Origin of the sequence: Streptomyces sp. NPDC020490 (genome assembly GCF_044335305.1) — a bacterium.
GTDB lineage: Bacteria > Actinomycetota > Actinomycetes > Streptomycetales > Streptomycetaceae > Streptomyces.
This window is the reverse complement of sequence record NZ_JBIRUY010000017.1, coordinates 110,008-130,382: the sequence shown is the minus strand read 5'-3', so window position 1 is coordinate 130,382 and position 20,375 is coordinate 110,008. Positions and strand designations below refer to the sequence as shown.

General features: G+C 72.9%; 19 protein-coding genes. 12 read left to right on the top strand and 7 right to left on the bottom strand.

Features of this window, described 5'->3' with window-relative positions; genetic code table 11:
• Positions 1–31: 31 nt before the first annotated feature.
• Positions 32–994: a ScbA/BarX family gamma-butyrolactone biosynthesis protein gene (locus ACH4ZX_RS19660; RefSeq protein ID WP_398273951.1), complete on the bottom strand. Its 963-nt coding sequence runs from the start codon at positions 992–994 to the stop codon at positions 32–34.
• 233 nt (positions 995–1,227) lie between these two features.
• On the opposite strand from ACH4ZX_RS19660, the gene ACH4ZX_RS19655 reads away from it, so the two are divergent.
• Positions 1,228–2,151 (top strand): lytic polysaccharide monooxygenase, encoded by a 924-nt coding sequence (locus ACH4ZX_RS19655; protein ID WP_398273948.1) that lies wholly within the window; start codon positions 1,228–1,230, stop codon positions 2,149–2,151.
• A 66-nt stretch (positions 2,152–2,217) separates the two neighbouring features.
• On the opposite strand, the gene ACH4ZX_RS19650 is transcribed toward ACH4ZX_RS19655, so the two are convergent.
• Positions 2,218–2,868 (bottom strand): Tat pathway signal sequence domain protein, encoded by a 651-nt coding sequence (locus ACH4ZX_RS19650; RefSeq protein ID WP_398273945.1) that lies wholly within the window; start codon positions 2,866–2,868, stop codon positions 2,218–2,220.
• Positions 2,869–3,541: 673 nt separating this feature from the next.
• On the opposite strand from ACH4ZX_RS19650, the gene ACH4ZX_RS19645 reads away from it, so the two are divergent.
• The 7 genes from ACH4ZX_RS19645 to ACH4ZX_RS19615 all read left to right on the top strand — a co-directional run bounded on the left by ACH4ZX_RS19645 (position 3,542) and on the right by ACH4ZX_RS19615 (position 10,481).
• Positions 3,542–4,210 carry a DUF6230 family protein gene (locus tag ACH4ZX_RS19645; RefSeq protein WP_398273942.1) on the top strand — a complete coding sequence of 223 codons (669 nt, stop codon included), beginning with the start codon at positions 3,542–3,544 and terminating at the stop codon, positions 4,208–4,210.
• Between the two features lie 254 nt (positions 4,211–4,464).
• The gene (locus ACH4ZX_RS19640) at positions 4,465–4,896 is read left to right on the top strand and encodes a DUF6114 domain-containing protein (protein ID WP_398274028.1); all 432 of its coding nucleotides are present in this window, start codon (positions 4,465–4,467) and stop codon (positions 4,894–4,896) included.
• 359 nt (positions 4,897–5,255) lie between these two features.
• Positions 5,256–6,257: a substrate-binding domain-containing protein gene (locus tag ACH4ZX_RS19635; protein ID WP_398273939.1), complete on the top strand. Its 1,002-nt coding sequence runs from the start codon at positions 5,256–5,258 to the stop codon at positions 6,255–6,257.
• A gap of 248 nt (positions 6,258–6,505) precedes the next feature.
• Positions 6,506–9,076 carry a nitrate- and nitrite sensing domain-containing protein gene (locus tag ACH4ZX_RS19630; RefSeq protein ID WP_398273937.1) on the top strand — a complete coding sequence of 857 codons (2,571 nt, stop codon included), beginning with the start codon at positions 6,506–6,508 and terminating at the stop codon, positions 9,074–9,076.
• A 14-nt stretch (positions 9,077–9,090) separates the two neighbouring features.
• Positions 9,091–9,522 (top strand): roadblock/LC7 domain-containing protein, encoded by a 432-nt coding sequence (locus ACH4ZX_RS19625; RefSeq protein ID WP_360759728.1) that lies wholly within the window; start codon positions 9,091–9,093, stop codon positions 9,520–9,522.
• Between the two features lies 1 nt (position 9,523).
• Positions 9,524–9,883, top strand: a complete 360-nt coding sequence (locus tag ACH4ZX_RS19620) for a DUF742 domain-containing protein (RefSeq protein ID WP_360759731.1) — start codon at positions 9,524–9,526, stop codon at positions 9,881–9,883.
• A complete protein-coding gene (locus ACH4ZX_RS19615) occupies positions 9,870–10,481 on the top strand; it encodes a GTP-binding protein (protein WP_398273933.1) in 612 nt (203 codons plus the stop codon). Before ACH4ZX_RS19620 ends, ACH4ZX_RS19615 begins: the two co-directional genes overlap by 14 nt.
• A gap of 158 nt (positions 10,482–10,639) precedes the next feature.
• On the opposite strand, the gene ACH4ZX_RS19610 is transcribed toward ACH4ZX_RS19615, so the two are convergent.
• Together ACH4ZX_RS19610 and ACH4ZX_RS19605 are read right to left on the bottom strand one after the other, a co-directional pair.
• A complete protein-coding gene (locus tag ACH4ZX_RS19610) occupies positions 10,640–12,094 on the bottom strand; it encodes an aromatic amino acid ammonia-lyase (RefSeq protein WP_398273931.1) in 1,455 nt (484 codons plus the stop codon).
• Positions 12,095–12,129: 35 nt separating this feature from the next.
• Positions 12,130–13,086: an ABC transporter substrate-binding protein gene (locus ACH4ZX_RS19605; protein WP_398273928.1), complete on the bottom strand. Its 957-nt coding sequence runs from the start codon at positions 13,084–13,086 to the stop codon at positions 12,130–12,132.
• Between the two features lie 348 nt (positions 13,087–13,434).
• Between ACH4ZX_RS19605 and ACH4ZX_RS19600 the strand changes: the two genes are divergently transcribed.
• The 4 genes from ACH4ZX_RS19600 to ACH4ZX_RS19585 are packed head-to-tail and all read left to right on the top strand — an operon-like array spanning position 13,435 to position 17,638.
• Positions 13,435–16,125, top strand: a complete 2,691-nt coding sequence (locus tag ACH4ZX_RS19600) for an ATP-binding protein (RefSeq protein ID WP_398273926.1) — start codon at positions 13,435–13,437, stop codon at positions 16,123–16,125.
• Entirely contained in the window at positions 16,122–16,598 is a 477-nt protein-coding gene (locus tag ACH4ZX_RS19595; RefSeq protein ID WP_398273923.1) for a roadblock/LC7 domain-containing protein, read from the top strand. The genes ACH4ZX_RS19600 and ACH4ZX_RS19595 overlap by 4 nt, the downstream gene beginning before the upstream one ends.
• Positions 16,599–16,632: 34 nt before the next feature.
• Entirely contained in the window at positions 16,633–17,049 is a 417-nt protein-coding gene (locus ACH4ZX_RS19590; protein WP_398273920.1) for a DUF742 domain-containing protein, read from the top strand.
• The gene (locus ACH4ZX_RS19585; RefSeq protein WP_398273918.1) at positions 17,036–17,638 is read left to right on the top strand and encodes a GTP-binding protein; all 603 of its coding nucleotides are present in this window, start codon (positions 17,036–17,038) and stop codon (positions 17,636–17,638) included. The genes ACH4ZX_RS19590 and ACH4ZX_RS19585 overlap by 14 nt, the downstream gene beginning before the upstream one ends.
• Before the next feature lie 158 nt (positions 17,639–17,796).
• On the opposite strand, the gene ACH4ZX_RS19580 is transcribed toward ACH4ZX_RS19585, so the two are convergent.
• From ACH4ZX_RS19580 to ACH4ZX_RS19570, 3 genes are read right to left on the bottom strand one after another with little or no spacing between them, the layout of a single operon-like run.
• Positions 17,797–18,465: an ABC transporter permease gene (locus tag ACH4ZX_RS19580; RefSeq protein WP_398273915.1), complete on the bottom strand. Its 669-nt coding sequence runs from the start codon at positions 18,463–18,465 to the stop codon at positions 17,797–17,799.
• Complete coding sequence (locus ACH4ZX_RS19575; RefSeq protein WP_398273912.1) at positions 18,462–19,184, bottom strand: ABC transporter permease; 723 nt, start codon at positions 19,182–19,184, stop codon at positions 18,462–18,464. The genes ACH4ZX_RS19580 and ACH4ZX_RS19575 overlap by 4 nt, the downstream gene beginning before the upstream one ends.
• The gene (locus tag ACH4ZX_RS19570) at positions 19,181–20,302 is read right to left on the bottom strand and encodes an ABC transporter ATP-binding protein (protein WP_398273909.1); all 1,122 of its coding nucleotides are present in this window, start codon (positions 20,300–20,302) and stop codon (positions 19,181–19,183) included. Before ACH4ZX_RS19570 ends, ACH4ZX_RS19575 begins: the two co-directional genes overlap by 4 nt.
• Between the last annotated feature and the right edge of the window lie 73 nt (positions 20,303–20,375).

The window sequence follows — 20,375 nt, the reverse complement described above, 5'->3', positions numbered from 1 at the left end:
CGTTTGTTTCTTACTCGCCGTACACGATATCTCACGGTTCGGCGAGTTCGACGGCGCACTCGAAGACCGTCGACTCCCCCTGCACCGCGCGGACCTGAAGGACCGTCCGGTCGTCGTCACGCACCTCCACCCATACGGGACGGTCCAGTTCAGCGTAGCGACGGAAGAAGGCGTGGAACGACACGGGCGACCGGCGGCCCGCGGTGCCCACCCGCGCGGCCTGGCCGGCGGCCTCCAGGAGCAGCATGCCGGGAATGTGATCGAGGGGGTGGTCGAAAAAAACAGGGTGGGCGGTATCTACGCGGAGCCGCAGCCGCCGGGCGGGGCCGGGCGGGGCGAGGACGACGTCCGCCGCCAGGGCGCGGCCCACCGCGGCCGGCGGCAGGGCGGGCGGCAGGGACGCCGCGGGCACGGCGCCGGGGGTACGGCCGCCGCGCAGCCTGCGGTAGACGGACTCGCGGGTCCAGCTGACGTCCAGGTGCACGGTCGCGACGCGCTCGTCGCCCAGTCGCACGTCCGCGACGCAGGTGAGAGCGGTGGGACGGCCGCCGCGGTGCCGGCGCGGGGTGACGGCGACACCGACGACGGGTGCGGCGGGCGCGGCGGGTGCCGCCTCGACGGCCAGGCGGTCGGGGCGGGGGACGGCGACCCTCAGGCCGTGCAGCACGAAGCGGTCGTCGAGCGGGACGCCGTACTCGGCGTGGGCGAGCAGCGCCCCGCACTGGCGGACGGTCTCGGCGACGAGCAGCGGTTCGTACGCGGTCCGGTCGGGGGAGGCGTACACCGGGTGGATTCGGGGCCACTGGGCGGACAGGGTGAACCGGTCGGCGCCGGTGCGCCGCCAGCCGGTGATCAGGGTCTCCGCGACGGCGGCGCGGTGAACCAGCCGGCACGGCACGGTCGTCGTCAACGACCCTGCCTGACCCAGGAGTTCACCGGACTTCGGGAGGCTCGCCGGGTTCGGGTCGCCGGCGCGCTGCCGCACGTGGGGCATGTCCCTCCCTCGGCTCTCCGCAAGGCATGACAGGCCGGACGGCCGGGGCCCGGCGTCCGCAGCGCCAGAATACGAGCCGACCGGTTGGTTTTCAATGAGACGCAGGTGGTCCACCGCTGCGTACGACCGCTCCCGTGCCTGCCGGGACGCCCGTCGAGGGTTGAACGCGCCCGGCCGGTTGCCCGTACCTGACGGGAGCAGCCCGTTCCCGCGCCGCCGAGGAGACGTTCCGGATGCCCCGGATGACCGCCCACCGCACCGCCCTGGCAGCCGCCCTCCTGCTCCCGTTCGCCCTGCCCCTGTGGGCGGCCGGCCCCGCGCGGGCGCACGGCGCGCCGACCGACCCGGTCAGCCGGGCGTACGCCTGCTCCCCCGACGGCGGCGCCGATTCCCGCTCGGCGGCCTGCCGGGCCGCCGTCGCCGCGAACGGCGCGCCTTTCACCCTCTGGGACAACCTGCGCGTGGCGGAGGTCGGCGGCCGGGACCGGCAGGTCATCCCGGACGGCCATCTGTGCAGCGGCGGCCTGGCCGCCTACAAGGGCCTCGACCTGGCCCGCTCCGACTGGCCGGCGACGAGCCTGACACCCGGCGGGAGGCTGACCATGACGTACGCGTCCACGATCCCGCACACCGGCACCTTCAAGCTGTACCTCACCAAGCCTGGATACGACCCGAGCAAGCCGCTGACCTGGTCGGATCTGCCCGATAAGCCGTTCGCCGAGGTGACGGACCCGGCCCTGACGAACGGGGCGTACCGCATCGGCGCGACGCTGCCGTCCGACCGGACGGGGCGCCATGTGCTGTACACGATCTGGCAGAACAGCAGCACGGCGGACACGTACTACTCGTGCTCGGACGTGGTGTTCCGGGCGGCGGGTACGGCCGGCGGCGGCTCGTCGCCCTCCGCGACGAGGCGGCGGGCAGCCGCGAGCGGCACGCCGACGCCGTCCGCGGACGGGCGCCGCGCGCAGGCGGAACCGGCACGGACGACGGCGGAGGCGGCGGTGACGCCGTCGGATCCCGACAGCGTTCCCGTCGCCTCCACCGCCACCGCCGCCGGCTCGGGCCCGTCCGCGCCGATGATGGCGGGCGGCGCCGCCGCGGTGCTGGTGCTCACCGGCGGCGCCGCCCTGGCGCTGCGTCTGCGTCGACGCTGAAGTGCCGTGCGCCGTCGACCGGTTGGGCTGGTTGAGCTGGTGGTTGAGCTGGTTGAGCCGGCTGGACTAGTTGACGAAGACCGCCGCGCCGTTGTCCGTCACCGGGGCGTACTTGGCGGTGAAGTAGCCGCTGCTGAAGCAGAGCGACGAGCCGGACGTCTTGGTGAACTGCTGGTTGGTGAAGGAGATGCTGTTGTCGGTGTTGCTCGCGGTGCCGGTGAGGCTCGGCGCCTGGTAGACGCAGGTGATGGTGCCCAGCAGGGTCCGCAGCTTGACCGTGGTCTGGATGGTGGAGCCGCTCGCCGGGCTGACCGTGACGACTCCGGCGGAGGTCACGGTGGCGTTGTAGGGCAGGTTGTCGACCGTGATGCTGCTGACCCCGACCACACCGGTGACGTTGCTGGTGCAGCTGCTGCTGTCGAAGGTGTGCGCGGTGACCTTCTCGGTGGCCGTGCCCGGCGCGGCCGGGTTGTCGGTCACGGTCGCGGTGAACTGCGACGTCGTGCAGGTCACGCCGCTCGTGCCGGTGGCGCTGGAGTAGAGCGTGGCGGAGGTGCCGCTCGCCAGCGGCGCCGTCAGCACGTCGCCGACCGCGGCGGCAGAGCCGCCGGCGGAGCCCGTGGTCAGGACGGAGCCGGCCGCCGAGGCGGGCACGGCCGCCGGGAGGGAGAGGGCCGCGACGGCTCCGACGAGGGTGAGGAGGGTGCGAGTGCGCATGGGTCAGTACCTCTTTCCGGTGGGGGCTGCGAGTTGGGGGTGCAGGCTTCCGGTGTGATGCGCGAGAGGGTGCGGGACGCGGATCGGCGCCCGCCGTTGCCGGCCCGTGACGCCTTCTCCGTACGTGACGGGCCGGGAACGGCTACCGGCCGGTGACCGGCCGGGGGCCTGGAAAGGGCCTCCGGACGGGCCGGGCGGGAGAACCGGCCGGCACGGGACCAGGGGAAAGTGCGCCCGTGCTGAACCGTGATGGGGATCGGACGAGACTGCCCGTGCTGGACGGGTGGGGTCCGGGAGACGCGGACGATGCCGCGTGGCGGGATCCGGCGCCACGGATCCAGGGGAAGCCAGGGGCAGTTGTAGACCTGATGCTCAGTCAACGTCAATAGCTGGAACCGGAGTTGACCTTCTCTTAGGGTGTCTTCGAGGGGTCGCCCGACAGGCGCGGCGGGCGGGGAACGTCCAGGTGACACACAACCGACACCCTTTTTTTACAACTCCCTTGACCCTCGAATGTAACCGCGGGTAACTTCCTCGGAGGCTACTGCGGAGTACGTGAAAGCCCTTCCATCCGCCGGGAGGTGGAGGAGCGGTACGTCGCAGCCCGCTGTCCGCGCCAGGACAACGCGCCGCTGATGCCCTACTCGCACTGACTATGCACACGGGAGCAGAAATGGCCTCGTCCTCGGACGTCACCTCGTCCGCCGAGCACACCCCAGGGACCCCCGAGAGTTCCCTGCCCGATTCCGCGAGACGCGGGCGGGTCCGCCTGCGCCGCGCCGCGGTGATGGCGGTGCCTGCCGTCGCGGCCGTCGCCGGAATGGCGATCCTCACCGCCGAGGGAGCGCTCGGCGTGCAGTTCTCCATCTCCGGGATGCCCTTCACGGTCACCGCCACCGAGCTCGACGGCACCGGCTTCGAGCAGTTCGGCGCGCTCGACGAAATGGCCGAGGACAGCCCCAACGCGGGCGACACCGGCGGCCAGGTGCTGGTCGTCACCTCCGCGATCAAGAACGCGACGCTGACGAAGCTGTGCCAGAGCGTCGATCTCGGCGGCACCAACCTCCTCATCACCGCGGGCAGCGGGGCGTCGAAGGTGCAGGCGAGCGACCTCACCACCGACTCGACCGAGCTGTCCGGCGACGCCGCCTTCAACAACATCGAGATCGGCAACGACGCCAGCACGCTCACCAAGGCCGGGGTGAAGGGCCCGAAGGGCGTCTTCAGCCAGCAGGCCGACACCGTGCGCATCGCGAACCTGCGGCAGACCAACTACGCGACCACCGCAGGCGTGTTCAAGCTTCCGGGCCTGAAACTGCGCTTCAGCGACACGGGTTGCTGATGTCGGCGGGCTCGGACGAAGGCATCGGCCCGGGGACGACGGCCGCCGACCTGGAGGCGGCCTTCGGCCCGGAGCGGCGTGCCCCCGCGAAGCCGGACACCGGACCGGAGTCGGCCGCGCGAGCGGAGTCGGCCGCCGGGCCGGAGCCGACCGCGCGCCTGGAGCCGGCCGCCGGACCCGAGCCGGCCGCGGATCCCGGATCGGCGGCCGCCGGACCGGAACCGGGTGTCCGGCGCGAGCAGGACGCCGGACCGGTGTCCGGCGCCGGGGCGCGGCCGGGCGTGCGGGCTGCCTTCGGGCGCTGGCGGGCCGGCCGGCCGTTCTGGGGCGGGCTGCTGCTCGCCCTGGGCGGGGCGGAGATCCTGCTCACCGAGAAGGCCTCGCTGAAGGTCGTCATGCACATCGGCATGCAGGGGCTGGCCGGCTACCTGCTGCCGGCCGTGATGCTGCTGTGCGGTCTGCTGACCCTCTTCAGCCCCGCGCAGCGCCTGTTCTACTCGATCGTCGGTGTCCTCTCCTCGCTGGGCACCTGGGTCACCTCGAACCTGGGCGGCTTCTTCATCGGCCTGCTGCTCGGGCTCGTCGGCAGTTGCCTGGCCTTCGGCTGGCTGCCTGACCAGGAGCCGCGCCGCGTCCGCCGGCAGCGCCGGAGGGAGGCCCGGGCCGCGAAGGCCGTCCGGGTGTGACCCCTCGGCGGCATCCCATCGGCGCACCGGCCGGTCCCCGTGACGGGGGTCGGCCGGTGCGCCGTACCGGGGGCCGGCCGGTGCGCCGTACCGGGGCCGTAGCAGAGCCCTGACAGAGACGGAGACGGAGACGGAGGCCGTGGGGCGGCCGTCGTGGGCCGCCACACGGGGAGTTGATCACAATGCGGCAGCATCGACTCACTCCACGTGGCCGTTCACTTGACTACCGGCGGCCACACACGATTGGCTCCGGGCCAGCGAGAATCACCCGGTCGGCGTACGGCGTTCGCATGCCGTCCGGGGGGTCTGCCGTCTCGCCGTTCCTCTTGCTCGGCCGCACAGCGAGGTGCCGCACCCTCATGAACACTGCTCCCCCGCCCGCCTCCCGCAGAACCGTCCGCGTCGTGGCCCTGGCCGCGGCCGTCCTCCTGGTGGCCGGCTGCTCCGCGTCGGGCGGGCGGTCGGACTCCGGCACGGACGCGGCCGGCCGGGCCGGCACCCGCCTCAAGGTCACCCTGATCACGCACGCGACCGACGGCGACACGTTCTGGGACCTGGTGCGCAAGGGCGCCGAGGCGGCGGCCGCCAAGGACGGCATCGAGCTGACGTACGCCAACGACCCGGACACGGCGGGACAGGCCGAACTGGTGCGGGACGCCGTCCGCGACAAGGCCGACGGCATCGCCGTGACCCTCGCCAGGCCGCAGGCGATGAAGGACCCGGTCGCCCGGGCCAGGAGCGCCGGCATCCCCGTGGTCGGCCTCAACTCCGGCATCGACGCCTGGCAGTCGGAGGGGTTGCTGGAGTACTTCGGGCAGGACGAGAGCGTGGCGGGCCGCGCCGTCGGCGACAAACTGGACGACCTGAAGGCCCGGCACGCCCTGTGCGTCATCCACGAGCGGGGCAACGTGGCCCTCGAGGCGCGCTGCGCCGGGGTGAAGAAGACCTTCGGCGGGCAGACCGAGATGCTCTACGTCGAGGGCGACGACCACAAGGCGGTCGCCGCCGCGATCACGACCCGGCTGCGGCAGGACCCGACCATCGACGAAGTGGTGGCCAATGGCGCGCAGTTCGCGCTGACCGCGGTCAAGTCGGTGGAGCAGGCGGGCAGCAGGGCCCGCGTCGCCACCTTCGACCTGAACAAGGACCTGGTGAAGGCCGTCCAGGACGGTGACGTGCAGTTCGCCGTGGACCAACAGCCCTACTTGCAGGGCTACCTCGCCGTGGACGCGCTGTGGCTGTACCGGACCAACGGCAACGTCAGCGGCGGCGGGGTCGCCCCCGTGCTCACCGGGCCGGCGTTCGTGACGAAGGCGAACGTGGCCTCCGTCGCGAGGTTCGCCGCGGGCGGGACCCGCTGACGGACGCTTCGTCCCCGGATGCCCGGATGCCGCCGAAGATTTCGGTGACGCGCGCCACGTCCGGTCAATTGTGCGGATAGCATCCTGCACACCCCTTGTGCCGTACCGGACACGCGGCCACCCCGCGCTCGTCCCCTCCCCGTTCCGTATCCGATCCGTCCCCGCTGCCTCCCCGCCGCCTCCCCTCCACTCCCCGATCCGTCCGCGTTTCCCTCCCGCTCACCTCCTGCTGATCGCCTAGGACGACGATGTCTCCACGGACAGGTGCCCGGCGCCGTCTCGGCTCCATACGCCTCTCGCTGATCCTGTTGGCGCTGGTGCCCAGCGTCACGCTCGCCGCCGTGTGGGGCGTGACGACGACGCGGATGTTCGCCGAGGGGCTGCGGCTGCGCGGGCAGACCGAGCTGAGCAGCTCGACCGGCATCATGGGCACCGACGCGACGCTCGCGCTGCAGCGGGAACGCACCCTGTCCGCCGCGTGGCTGGCCTCGCCGCACGGTTCGCGGGCCGCCCTGGACGCGCAGCGCGCGGAGACGGACCGGGCGGTCGCCAAGCTGGTCCGCCAGTCCGATGCCATCAACCGGGCCCCCGCACGCATCTCCGACCGGCTGTACTCGATCGTCGGCTCGGTCGGCAGCCTCGAGTACTACCGGGGCCAGGTGGACGACCCGACCGACATCACCGCCCAGCAGACGCTGGACCACTACGGCTCGATCATCGATGACCAGATCCACGCCTACCAGGAGCTCTCCCAGGTCGACGACGGCGACCTCACCTCCCAGGCCGGACCGCTGGTCGCCCTCGAACACGCGGCGGAACTCGTCTCGCGGGAGAACGCCCAACTCACCCTGGCCTGGCCGTCCGGGTACCTCGACGAGAAGGCCTGGAGCGACTTCTCCGAGCTGGTCAGCACACGCCGCTGGCTCGTGAAGGACCAGATCGTCCCCCAGCTGCGCGGCAGCGCGAAGACCCAGACCGAGCGGATCCTGCGGAGCCCCGAGTGGCAGACGCTCCAGGACATCGAGGACCAGGTGCTCGCGGCCGGACCCCAGGCCGACGGCGGCAAGGTCGCGCTGCCGGACGCGCGACGGCAGTGGGCCACCGCCCTGACGAAGGTGGGCGACGCGTACGCGCGGATGATCCGGTCCATGACGTCCGGCCTGCTCGACCGCAGCACCGACAAGGCACACAGCCTGCTGCTGACCGCCGCCTCGCTGAGCGCGGGCGGGCTGCTCGCCCTGCTGCTGTGCGTCGGCATGTCCTGGCGGATCACCCGTTCCCTGTCCCGGCGGCTGCGGGGCCTGCGGGAGGCCACCCTGAGCCTCGCCGAACAGCGGCTGCCGGACGTGGTCGCCCGCCTCGACCGGGGCGAGAAGGTCGATGTCGATCTCGCGGCCCCGCCGCTGGACTACGGCCGCGACGAACTCGGCCAGGTGGCAAAGGCGTTCAACACCGCGCAGCGTACGGCTGTGCACACCGCCGTGGAACTCGCCGACATCCGGCGCGGGTTCCAGAAGGTGATCCTGGGCATCGCCCGGCAGAGCCAGAACCTGGTCAACCTGCAGCTCACCAAGCTGGACGCGCTGGAGCGCGAGCACACCGACCCGGACGTCCTCAGGGGCCTGTACGAACTCGACTCCACCGCCAGCCAGTTGCGCCGGTACGAGGAGAACCTGGTCATCATCAGCGGCGAGCAGCCGCGCCGCAGCTGGCGGGAGCCGGTCGCGCTGATCGACATCCTGCGCAGCGCCGTCGGCGAGGTCGCCGAGTACCGGCGGGTGGAGGTGCACACCGACGAGGACGTGTACCTGGCGCCGCCCGCGGTGGCCGACGTGATCCACCTGCTGGCGGAACTGATCGAGAACGCGACCCTCTACTCGCCCGCGCCGAGCCCGGTCGGGGTGCGGGCCGCGATGGTGGCCAAGGGTCTGGCCGTGGAGATCGAGGACCGCGGGCTCGGCATGTCGCAGGAGGAATACGTCGCGCTCAACGCCCAGTTGGGTGTGGAGCCGCAGTTCGACGTGGTCGCGCTGGCCGACGACCTCAGACTCGGCATGTTCGTGATCGCGCGGCTGGCCACCCGGCACGGCATCGCCGTCACGCTGCGCCCGTCGCCGTACGGCGGGACGACGGCGATCGTGCTGCTGCCGCACGACATCGTCGTACGGGAGACCACTCGGGACGCGGAGTCGGCGGATGCCACGGCTGCCGCGGGTGTCATGGATGCCACGGGTGTCATGGATGCCACGGGTGTCATGGATGCCGCGGATGCCGTGGGTTCCGCGGATGCCGTGGGTTCCGCCGGGCCGGAGGAGGCGGCGCGGCCCGCCGGACCTGCCCCGGCCGACCGGGACGCGGCCGCGGCCGTGGAGGCCCGGCCGCGGCCGGCGCTCGCGGCCCGGCCGCGGGACTCCGCCGACGACGGCGAGCACTCCCGCGCGAAGGAGAACGAACGCGGGGGCCGGGCCGGTCACACCGAACCCGCGGACGCCGGACACCCGCAGCCGGGGGACGCCGGCCGTCCGGGACGTGACCGCAGGCGCGGCCGTCCGGCCCCGCTGCCCCGCCGCATTCCGCAGACCAGCCTCGCCGCCGAGCTCCGCGAGGACGTCGTGCCCTCCCCGGAGGTCGACGACGACGAGGACGAGTTCACCGCGGAACGTGCCGCCTCCTCGCTCGCCGGGTTCCAGCGCGGCACGCTGCGGGCCCGCGACGACGGCGCCGAGCCGCCGAGCGACCCGGAGCCGAGCACCGCCTCCCCTGCCGCCGACGGCTCCCCCGCCGCCCCCGAGCTCTCGACCCCGCCCGCCGACAGCTGACGAAGGACATCGCCATGACACGCCCCACGCCCGCCACCCACACCCAGCTCGACCAGCTGCTGACCGGACTCGTGGACCGGGTCGCCGAGGTGAACCACGCCGTCGTGCTCTCCGAGGACGGCCTGGTCGTCAGCAAGTCGACCGGGTTCCTGCGGGACGACGCCGAACGCCTGGCGGCGACGGCGTCCGGTCTGATGAGCCTCAGCAAGGGCGTCAGCATGGACTTCCGCGGCGGACCGGTGCGCCAGGCGCTGATCGAGATGGCCAACAGCTACCTGATCCTGACCTCCGCCGGGCCGGGCGCCCACCTCGTCGTGCTCACCAGCGCGGGCGCGGACGTCGGCGTGGTGGCGTACCAGATGAACATGCTGGTGAAGAAGATCGGCGAGCACCTCAGTGCCGCGCCGCGGGCCGGTATCGGCCCCGCCGCCGGCTCCGGCGCGTGAGGTGGGCGGAGGCGATACGGCGGGCCGGCTCGTACGGCCGTTCGCCCTGACGGGCGGACGGACCCGGCCCAGCCGCGCCGACTTCACGCTCATCACGACGGTGACCGCGGTGGACCCGCCGCCGACCTGGGCCACCCGGCCGCAGCCCGAGCACCAGCGCATCCTGCGCCTGTGCGCCGAGCCGGTCGCCGTAGCGGAGATCGCCGCCCTGCTGGACCTCCCGGTGAGCGTGATCGTCATCATGCTCGACGATCTGCTGGAGGCGGGCTGGATCACCGTCCGCCCGCCGCGTTCCGTCACCCGTACACCACCGGACCTGGACCTGTTGCAGAAAGTGAGGGAGGGCCTTGGCCGACTCTGACACCGTCACCCGGGCGGCACCCGACACGGTCAAGATCCTCATCGCCGGGGGCTTCGGCGTCGGCAAGACCACCATGGTCGGGTCGGTCAGCGAGATCGCCCCGCTGCGCACCGAGGAACCGCTGACCGCGGCCGGTCTGGGCGTCGACGACCTCGACGGCATCGAGCGGAAGCGGGCCACCACGGTGGCCCTGGACTTCGGCCGGATCACCATCGGCGACGACCTCGTGCTGTACCTGTTCGGGACGCCCGGCCAGCAGCGGTTCTGGTTCATGTGGAACGACCTCGCCGTGGGCGCCCTCGGCGGCGTCGTCCTGATCGACGTGCGCCGCCCGGAGACGAGCTTCGCCGCGCTGGACTTCTTCGAACGCCGGGGCATCCCCTTCGTCGTGGGCGTCAACGGCTTCTACGGCGACCACCCCTACCCGCCCGAGGAGATCCGCGAGGCCCTGGCGCTGCCGGGCCACGTCCAGGTGGTGCTGTGCGACGCCCGCGACCGGGCGTCGAGCCGGGACGTCCTGATCGCCCTGCTCGACCAGCTGATCGCCGCGGCGGCCGGCCCGGACGGCGACGGACGGCTCGCCCACCCGGTGGGCTGACCCGGCAGCCCGGCCGGTTCCGCCCGGAGCGGGCAGCGGGCGCGCCGGTCACCCGCGCGGCCGGCTCACCGCCCGAACGCCCGAACGCCCGCACGAGTCCGCCGCGCGGTCGCGGTGCGGTCGCGGTGCGGTCGCCGCGCGGTCGCGGTGCGCTGGACTCAGAGGCGGGCGAGGGCCGGGAGGAGGGCCGTCGCCGTCGTCACGTCCGCGGTGAGGGGGCGATCGTCGGTGCCGGGCGGCAGGGCCCGGGCCGCCACGGTGAAGGCGTCGGCCGGCGGCGGAGCGGGGTGCATCCGCAACGCCCTTACGGCGACGACGAGTTCGCAGGCCAGGACGGTGGCGTAGGCGTCCACCGCGCGCAGCGCCTGGCGGGCGGCCTGGGAGGCGAAGCTCGCGGCCTCCTCCAGCCCGTGCGACAGCACGGCGTGCCCCGCCGAGGCGGGCATGGCGCAGGAACGCAGCTCCGCCAGCGCCGAGTTGGCGGTGTACTCCAGGATCATCGTGCCGGAGCTGCCGGCCGGGCCGGAGGCGAGGTAGGCGGGCAGGCCGGTCAGGTCGGTCCGGCCGAGGGCGGTGAGGCGGGCCGCGGAGAGCTGGGCGGTCTGCAGCAGGGCCAGGTTCAGGCCGTCCAGGGCGAGGCCCAGCGGGGCGGCGAAGAAGCCGCCGTGGTGGTGGGCCGCGGTGCCGTCGGGGGAGATCAGCGGGTTCTCGGAGGGGCAGTTGACCTCGACGTCCAGGATCCGCCGCAGCGCGCCGGCCGCGTCCAGGGCGCAGCCGTGCACCTGCGGGAAGGCCCGGAAGCCGTAGGGGTCCTGTATACGACGGCCCGGCCGGAGCGGGGTGCCCAGCAGCCGGCGGGTCTCCGCCGCCGCGTGCGCGGCGCCCGGGTAGGGGCGCCGCGCGTGCACCTCGGCCGCGTAGGCCTCCGGGGAGCCGGAGACGGCGGCGAGGGACAGGGCGGCGACGGCGTGCGTGGCGCGCAGCAGGACGCCGAGGTCGTGGCAGGCCAGGGCGGCCTGGCCGAGGACCAGGGCGTTGCTGCTGAGCAGCGCGAGGGCGTCGCCCGGCTGGAGGACGACGGGGGACGGCAGGCCGTGGGAGGGGTCGCCCAGCCAGGGGCGTTCGCCGATGAGGGTGAGGCCGGTCTGGGCCAGGGCGGTCAGGTCGCCGGTGCCCAGACCGCCGTACTCGCTGACCGCGGGGTGGACGCCGAGCCGCAGGGCCTCGGTGAGGGCGTCGACGACGGCGGGCTGGATGCCGGAGCCGCCGGCGAGCAGCTGGTTGGTGCGCACGGCGAGCATGGCGCGCACCTGACGGGCCGGCAGCGGCGCACCGGCGCCGCCCGCGTGACTGCGCAGCAGGCGCAGCCCGTGGCCGGCCTGGTCGCCGGTGTCGACGGTCACCGAGCGGTGGGCGCCGACGCCGGTGCCGCGGCCGTAGAGGAGTCCGGCGGCGGCGAGGCGCTGGGCGGCGTGCCAGGAGCGGCGGGCCCGCTGGAGCGCCTCGGGCGGCACGACGGGCACGGCCGCAGCGTCGGCGAGCGCGACCACCCCGTCGACGTCGAGGGCGGTGCCGTCCAGGCCGACGCGGGTGCCGCCCTGGCGAGGGGGCACCCGCGTCGGTCCGTCGGGGGGCGTCTCCAACGGCGTCAGTCCAGGCCGGCCGACTTCAGCCAGGCCTTGGCGACGTCCAGCGGGTCCTTGTTGTCGAGCTGGACCTGGGAGTCGAGGTCCAGCAGGGCCTTGGTGTCGAGCTTGGCCGAGACCGCGTTGAGCGCGTCGACGCCCTTCTGGGGGAGCCCGCTCTTGTAGACGAGCGGCTGCACGTTCTCGAACCCGAAGAGGTTCTCCGGGTCCTGGAGGACCACGAACTTCTCCTTCTGGATGGTCGGGTCCGTGGTGAACACGTCCGCCGCCTGCACGGTGTTCTTCTTCAGCGCCGCCTGCGTCAGCGGGCCGCCCGCGTCCAGCGCCTTGAAGGACTTGAACTCCAGGCCGTAGACCGACTTCAGGCCGACCAGGCCCTGCTGGCGGGTCTGGAACTCGGGCGAGCCGCCGAGGGTCAGGTCCTTCGCGACGTCCTTGAGGTCCGCGATGCTGGACTCGGAGGTCAGCTTGTACTTGTCCGCGGTGGCCTTGTTGAGGGTGACCGAGTCCTTGTCCTGGGCGGACGCCGGCTCCAGCAGCGTCAGCTTGGAGTCGAGCTCGGCCTCGATGGCGGCGGTGGTGGCCTCGACGGTCTTCGGGGCGGCCTTGGGGTCGAGGTAGGCGAGCAGGGCGCCGTTGTACTCCGGCAGCACGGTGACGGAGCCGTTCTTGAGCAGGCCGTACGTCGTCTCGCGGCTGCCGATGTTGGCCTTGTAGGTGACCTTGATGCCCTTGGCCTTCAGGGCTTCGCCGTAGATGTCGGCGATCAGGATGCTCTCGGCGAAGTTGTTGGAGCCGACGACGACGGTCTTGCCGTCCGAGGCGCCTTCCTTCAGCGGGTCGGACTTGTCTTCGGAGGACGAGGAACATCCAGCCAGCAGGACCGTGGTGGCGGCGAGTGCGACGGCGGTCGCGGGATGCATCCTGAAGGACCTGCTGCGGTGGGCGTTGGAAGTCACGATTCCCGTTCCGGACTTGGGGGTTGGGTGGGAAAGAGGAGCTGTGGTGCTGATCCAATCCAGCCCGTTCTCCCCCAGTCAAGTGCCGCAAGGTCACCAATGGGCTTCGATGAGTGAGCGGTTGTGAAGGCCGGGTGAACGGGCTCGCGCGGAAGCGGAGGCGCGTTGTAACTGATTTTTGACGTAGTGCGACGCCCGTGATCGTCCGAAGAGAGTAGTCTCACCGCCGTCGGCGTCGGTCACGGTGGTTCACGTGGGCCGCTTCCGTGCCTTCACGCACCATTCGCACCATCAGAATCGGTCATGCGCCGTCGTCGCGCGAGTGAGTTCTTCCCTGAAGGAGGCCCGGTGTCCACGAACGAGGTGGACGCGACCGCCCGGCCCGCCCCGTTACCGCGCACCGGTGGCGCACGGAGGTTCGCCGACCGGTGGCCGTTCCGGCGCAAGCTCAACCTCTTGGTCGGGATTCCGCTCGCCATGGTCGCCGCGCTGCTCGCCCATCTCTTCGCCGAACAGGTGGACACGTCGCAGGACGCGGCGGACGCCGCCCGGCTGGTGCGGGACAGCGCGCAGGTGGCCGAGCTGGTCGACCGGGTGGAGGCCGAGCACCAGCAGGCCATCCTGCTCTCCGTGCGCTTCGAGGCCACCGGCGCGGGCCGTACGCCGTCCACGGCCGGCTACCGCGCGGCGCAGAAGGCCGTCGACGCCCAGGTCGAGAAGGTGTCCGCCACCTTCGGCGACCGGCTGCCGGAGACCGAGGCGCAGGTCCTGAGGGAGGTCCTGGGCCTGGGCAGCCTGCGGACCACCGTCGAGCAGGGCTACCTGCCCGCCAACAACATCGACCCGGCGTACACCAACGCCGCCAAGGGGCTGATCGACGGCCTCGGGCTGGACCGCAACGAGGCGCTGGCGGCCACCTTCACCGGCAACCTGCTCGACTCGCTGCTGCGCGCCGCGGGCGCCCACAGCGCCTTCGAGACGAGCGTGCTCTCCGCCCGTACCGGGGACACCAACGCGCTCATCGAGTACAACAGCGCGGTCGCCTCCTACGCCCTGTACACCGCCCAGGCCGACCGCTTCGCCCGGTTCGCCACCGAGGCGCAGGCCGACGAGCTGGGCCGGGTCGAGCACAACACCGCCCAGGCGTCGATCATCCAGCACTACGCGGAACTGCAGCTGGACCCGGGCGGCCTGCAGGCGACGACGCCCGCGCAGGTACGCCGGGCGTTCAGCGCGGCGCTCGCCGACTACCCCGTCTACCACGAGCAGTCCCGGACCCGGCTGAAGATCACCGCCTCCCTGATCGACCAGATCGCCGACCGCGCGGAGGACACCTCCGACGACGCCTCGTGGCGCGCGGGCCTGCTGCTGAACCTCGGTTTCCTCGGCTTCACCGTCTGGATCGCCTTCTCCGTCCTGGTGCGCCGCTCGGTGGTCCGGCCGGTGCTGGCGCTGACCGGCGCCGCCCGGGAGGTCGCCGACGTGGCCGGGCGCGAACTGGCCCGGGTGGCCGACGACGACGCCGAGGACGCGGGCCCGCCGAAGCTGCGCGAGATGCCGGTCACCGCTCGCGACGAGATCGGCGAGCTGGCCGAGGTGTTCAACCGCGTGCAGACCACCGCCGTCGCGCTGCTGGAGCGTCAGGTGCTCAGCCGCCGCAACGTCGCCGAGATGTTCGGCAACGTCGGGCGCCGGGTGAGCAACCTGACTACCCGTCAGCTGGCTTTGATCGACGCGGTGGAGCGCGGCGAGACCGACCCCGCCCTGCTCGAACGCCTCTATTCCATCGACCACATCGCCGTGCGTCTGCGCCGCAACGCCGACAGTCTGATGCTGCTCGCCGGCATCCGCGAGACGGTCCTGGACTCCGGGCCCACCGAACTCACCAACTTGGTGCGGGCCTCGCTCGGCCAGATCGAGGGCTTCCAGCGGGTGCGGCTGCGGGCCCGGACCGAGGCCATGGTGGAGCCCGACCTCGTCGGCGACCTGACGCTGATGCTGGCCGAACTCCTTGAGAACGCCGTGTCGTTCTCGCCCGCCGGCAGCCCGGTGGAGGTGTTCGTGCGGGATTCCTCCGGCGAGGACCCGGCCGGCGCGTCGATCGTGATCTCCGACCACGGCCTCGGCATGAGCACCGAGCGGCTCGCCGAGGAGAACGCCCGGCTCGTCCGCCGCGAACGCCTGGACGTGATGCCGACGAAGGTGCTCGGCCTGTTCGTGGTCGGCACGCTGGCCCGCCGCTGGGGCGTCGGGGTGCTGTTGTCCCGCACGCCGGGCGGCGGCGTCACGGCCGAGGTCACGGTCCCCTCGTCGCTGCTGCTGACGATGAGCCCGCCGGCGGCGGGCGCCTCCGGCGACCGCACCGGACCGGCACTGCCGCCGACCGGGACACGGCCCGCCCCGTCGGCGGAGACGTCCGGGCCGCGGCACGCCCCGTCGGGGGAAACCTCCGGCACGCGACACACCCCGTCGGCGGAAACCTCCGGCACGCGACACACCCCGTCGGCGGAGGCGTCCGAGCCCCGGCCCGCCGCCGTCGAGAGCGTCCGGCCGGCCGCCGCGGCGGCGGACACCGCGGACGCCGGGCAACCCGAACCGCTCCCACGCCGCCTGCCCCGGCGCGAGCCGGCCGACGCGGCCGGGACGGCGGCACCGGCCGGGACGGCAGGACCGGGCGACGCTGTCGACGCGACCGGAGCCGCCGGAGCCGCCGGAACCCCGTCGGGTGGGGTTCGGTTCATCCCCAGGGCCCGTACCGGGACGACTTCCCCGGAGACGACGCGGTCCCCCGCTCCGTCCGGCGACGGCACCGCCCGTCCCCTGCGCCGCCGCGTGCGCGGTGCCACCCTCCGGACCACCGCCGACGCCGACCGGCAGGCGGCACGGCAGGCCCCCCGGCCCGCCGACCCGGAAGCGGTCCGCGCCGCGCTCGACGAGTTCGAGGCGGCCGTGGAACGCGCGAACCGCGACAGCGCCACCGACCCGACCACCTCTGGCCGGCACCACCAGAAGGACCTCCCGGAAGGAGCTGAGCAGTGAGCACACCGTCAGGTGACACCCCGGCGGGAGGCACCACGCCGACCGACCTGCAGGCCGCCGCAGCCGACTTCACGTGGCTGCTCAACCGGTTCGCCACCGAGACCGCGGGCGTCGTCGACGCCATCGCGGTGTCCTCCGACGGGCTGCTCATCGCCGTGTCGGCGCTGCGCGAGCACGCCGACTCCGAGCGGCTGGCGGCGATCGTCTCCGGCATCACCAGCCTGGCCGCCGGCGCCTCCGGCAACTACGGCCTGGGCGGCCTCAACAAGGTCATCATCGACCTCGAGGACGGCCATGTGCTGGTCTCCGCGATCGGCGGCGGCGCCGTCCTCGGCGTGGTCACCGACAAGGAGGCCAAGCTGGGCAACATCGCCTACGAGATGACGCTCTTCGCCAACCGGGCGGGCAGCGCGCTCAGCCCCCAGCTGGTGCTCGAGCTGAAGAACAGCGTCGGCTCCGCGTCGATGCGCTGACCGGGCCGGGCCCGGCCGAGGAGGAAGACAATCCATGGCGGACGGCTCCCCGCACCCGGGCCCGGAGCCGGTCGGCCCCGCCCCCGCCGTACGGCCGTTCCTCGTCACCGCCGGCCGGGTGGCGCCCACCGCGCCGGGCCGGCCGGTACCCGTGGAGACCCAGGTGGTGGCGACCGCCGAGGGCCTCGCGGTGCTCGACGGGCTCTCCTTCGAGCAGCACGACATCGTCGCCGCCTGCCGGCAGCCGCAGTCCATCGCGGAGGTCGCGGCCCGGCTGCGGCTCCACCTCAACGTCGTGCGCATCCTGGCCGAGGACTTGCGAAGCGCCGGACACCTGGCGGTGCACATCCCCGTCTCCGGCGACGTCCACGACGTCACCGTCCTGCGCAGGGTGATCGACGCCCTGCGTGCCATCCCCGACTCCCGAGGGGTAGTCCGTGACACCGACTGAACCGGCCACGCGCCCTTCAGCCGCCCGTGCGGCCGTCGTACGACCGCCGCTGCCGGTCAAGATGGTGATCGCGGGCGGCTTCGGCGTGGGCAAGACCACCGCCGTCGGCGCCATCTCCGAGATCGAGCCGCTGACCACCGAGGCCGCCATCACCAAGGTCGCGGCGGGCGTGGACGACCTGACCGGCACCCCGCGCAAGACCACGACCACGGTCGCGATGGACTTCGGCTGCATCACCATCGACCCGTCGCTGAAGCTGTACCTGTTCGGCACGCCCGGCCAGGAGCGGTTCGGCTTCATGTGGGACGACATCGTCGAGGGCGCCATCGGCGGTCTCGTCGTCGTCGACCCGCGCCGCCTCGACGACTGCTACGCGGCCGTCGACTACTTCGAGCACCGGCGGATCCCCTTCGCGGTGGCGGTGAACGCCTTCGACGGGAAGGTCCCGTACACGCTGGAGGAGGTCCGCTGGGCGCTGGACGTCGCCGACCGCGTCCCGGTCGTGGTGTTCGACGCCCGTGAGCGGGGCTCGGTGCGCGACGCGCTGCTCGTCGTCCTGGAGCTGGCGCTGGCCCGCGCGGAGGGCTGAGGACGGGCCGGGGGCACGTGGAGGGGCCGGGCACGGGCCGAGTGCGCCTGCAAGCGGGGCCGGGGCGGATGGAGGTTCCGCCCCGGCCCCGCGGTCCTTCCGGCCGTCGCCCGCCGCGACGCACCCCAGCCGTCAGCCGCCGCGACGCACCCCAGCCGTCAGCCGCCGCGACGCACCCCGGGCGACACGACGAGCCGGGTCACCGCCCAGAAGGCGCCGAGCGTCACCAGGGCCAGCAGGGCGACCAGGGTGGCGCCGCCCACGACCTTCTCGTAGTCGCGCTGGTAGAGGCCGTCGACGATGTAGCGGCCGAGGCCGCCGAGGCTGACGTAGGCGGCGATGGTGGCCGTGGAGACGATCTGGACGGCCGCCGAGAGCAGGCCGCTGAGGATCAGCGGGAGCGCGACCGGCAGCTCGACCTGGAACAGGACCCGCGACTCGGTCATGCCCATGCCCCGCGCCGCGTCCACCGGTGAGGGATCGACCGAGCGCACCGCCTCGTAGGTGGTGACCAGGATCGGCGGGACGGCGAGGACGATGAGCGGGATCATCACGGGCAGCAGGCCGAGGCCGAGCAGCACGAACATCAGCACCAGCAGGCCGAAGCTGGGCAGCGCGCGGGCGGCCGTGGCGACGAACGCGAGGGCGTTGCCGCCGCGGCCGGTGTGCCCGGTGACCAGGCCGACCGGCAGCCCGATGGCGGCGGCGACGCCGAGCGCGATCAGCGAATACTGGACGTGCTCGCGCAGCCGGGTGGGGATGCCGTCGTAGCCGTGCCAGTGGGCGCCGTCGCTGAAGAAGGCGTTGACGAAGTGGAGGATGTTCACCGGGCGGCCTTCTCCCGTGCGGCCGCGGCCGGTTCGGGCCGGGCGTCGGGCTCGTCGACGGGGCGGGTCCTGCCGGTGCCGCCGCGCGGCATCCACGGCGTCACCAGCACCCGCACCAGGACCAGCAGGGCGTCCGCGACGATGGCGAGGACGGCGGTGCCGATCACCGACAGCCACACCAGGCGCGGCTGGTGGTAGATCATGCCGTCGTTGAGGAGGTTGCCGAGTCCGCCCTGGTTGCCGATCAGCATGCCGATGCTGACCAGGGAGATGCTCGACACGGTCGCCACCCGCAGTCCGGCGATGATCGCGGGCGCCGCGATCGGCAGCTGCACCTGGAGGTAGCGGCGCACGGGGCCGAAGCCCATGGCGGTCGCGGCGTCCAGGGTCTCCTGGGGCACCGAGCGGACCCCTTCCACGATCGCCGGGATGAACACCACCAGGCTGTAGACGCCCAGGGGGATCATCACCGTGGTCTCGCTCTGGCCGGTGTAGTCGATGAGGACGACGAAGAAGGCGAGCGACGGGATCGCGTACAGCACGGTCGCCGCCCCGAGCACGGGCGGGTACAGCCAGCGCAGCCGCACGCACGACTGGGCGATCGGCAGTGCCACCAGCAGTCCGGCCAGCACCGGGATCAGCGCCTCGCGCAGGTGCAGGCCGACCAGGCCCCAGTAGGTGTTCTGCAGGTCGCTCGGGATGTCGAAGAAGCCGTTCATCCGGCGACCTTCGCGCTCTCCTCGTGCGCCCCGCGGATGGCCTCGGCGATCGCCTGCTGCGAGACGACGCCGACCGCCCGGCCTTCGGCGTCCACCGCGACCGCCCAGCCGGTGGGCGAGAGCACGGCGCAGTCGAGCGCGGCGCGCAGCGAGTCGGCGCCGGCCACGAAGGGCCGCCCGTGGGCGATGAGCCGGCCGGGGTCGATCTGCCCGGCGACCAGGTCGCGCGGCTCGCTCCAGCCGAGCGGCCGGCCGTCCAGGTCGGTCACGAGGAGGCAGGGCGCCTCCCCGGTGTCGCGGGCCGCGATCTGCTCGGCGGTGGAGTCCAGGGCGACGATCGGGGCGGTGAGCAGGTCGAGGCCCGCGGAGGAGAAGAAGGACAGCCGCCGGATGCCCCGGTCCGCGCCGAGGAAGTCCTCGACGAAGTCGTCCGCGGGGCTGGACAGCAGTTCGGCGGGCGGCGCGAACTGGGCGAGCCGGCCGCCGGTGCGCATCACGGCGACCATCGTGCCGATCTTGACGGCCTCGTCGATGTCGTGCGTGACGAAGACGATGGTCTTGCCCAACTCATCCTGGATGCGCAGCAGTTCGTCCTGCAGCCCCTTGCGCACCACCGGGTCGACGGCCGAGAACGGCTCGTCCATCAGCAGCACCGGCGGGTCCGCGGCGAGGGCACGCGCCACCCCGACGCGCTGCTGCTGGCCGCCGGAGAGCTGGTAGGGGTACCGCCGGGCGAGTGATTCGTCGAGCCCCACTCGCTGCATCAGTTCCCGGGCCCGCGCCCGCGCGTCCTGCTTGCTCCAGCCGAGCAGGCGGGGGACGGTGGCGATGTTGTCGAGGATCGTGCGGTGCTGGAAGAGGCCGGCGTTCTGGATGACGTAACCCATGGACCGGCGCAGGGTGTTGACCGGCTGCTGCTGGATGTCCTTGCCGTCGAGGCGGATGGTGCCCGTGCTCGGCTCGATCATCCGGTTGATCATGCGCAGGGTCGTGGTCTTGCCGCAGCCCGACGGACCGACGAGCACGGTGATGGAGCGGTCGGGTATCTCCAGCGAGAGATCGTCGACCGCGACCGTCCCGTCCGGGTACCGCTTGGTGACTGAATCTATCCGTATCAAAGCGCCGAATACCCTTCGGGTCTGACAGCAGGTGCTGCCCGCTCGTGCTGCTCGCTCCCGGCCACGGTCACGC

Excerpts from the sequence above, each read along its gene's own strand:
- ACH4ZX_RS19660 (WP_398273951.1), bottom strand. The coding sequence starts at position 994 with ATGCCCCACGTGCGGCAGCGCGCCGGCGACCCGAACCCGGCGAGCCTC.
- ACH4ZX_RS19655 (WP_398273948.1), top strand. The coding sequence starts at position 1,228 with ATGCCCCGGATGACCGCCCACCGCACCGCCCTGGCAGCCGCCCTCCTG.
- ACH4ZX_RS19650 (WP_398273945.1), bottom strand. The coding sequence starts at position 2,868 with ATGCGCACTCGCACCCTCCTCACCCTCGTCGGAGCCGTCGCGGCCCTC.
- ACH4ZX_RS19645 (WP_398273942.1), top strand. The coding sequence starts at position 3,542 with ATGGCCTCGTCCTCGGACGTCACCTCGTCCGCCGAGCACACCCCAGGG.
- ACH4ZX_RS19635 (WP_398273939.1), top strand. The coding sequence starts at position 5,256 with ATGAACACTGCTCCCCCGCCCGCCTCCCGCAGAACCGTCCGCGTCGTG.
- ACH4ZX_RS19630 (WP_398273937.1), top strand. The coding sequence starts at position 6,506 with ATGTCTCCACGGACAGGTGCCCGGCGCCGTCTCGGCTCCATACGCCTC.
- ACH4ZX_RS19625 (WP_360759728.1), top strand. The coding sequence starts at position 9,091 with ATGACACGCCCCACGCCCGCCACCCACACCCAGCTCGACCAGCTGCTG.
- ACH4ZX_RS19590 (WP_398273920.1), top strand. The coding sequence starts at position 16,633 with ATGGCGGACGGCTCCCCGCACCCGGGCCCGGAGCCGGTCGGCCCCGCC.
- ACH4ZX_RS19575 (WP_398273912.1), bottom strand. The coding sequence starts at position 19,184 with ATGAACGGCTTCTTCGACATCCCGAGCGACCTGCAGAACACCTACTGG.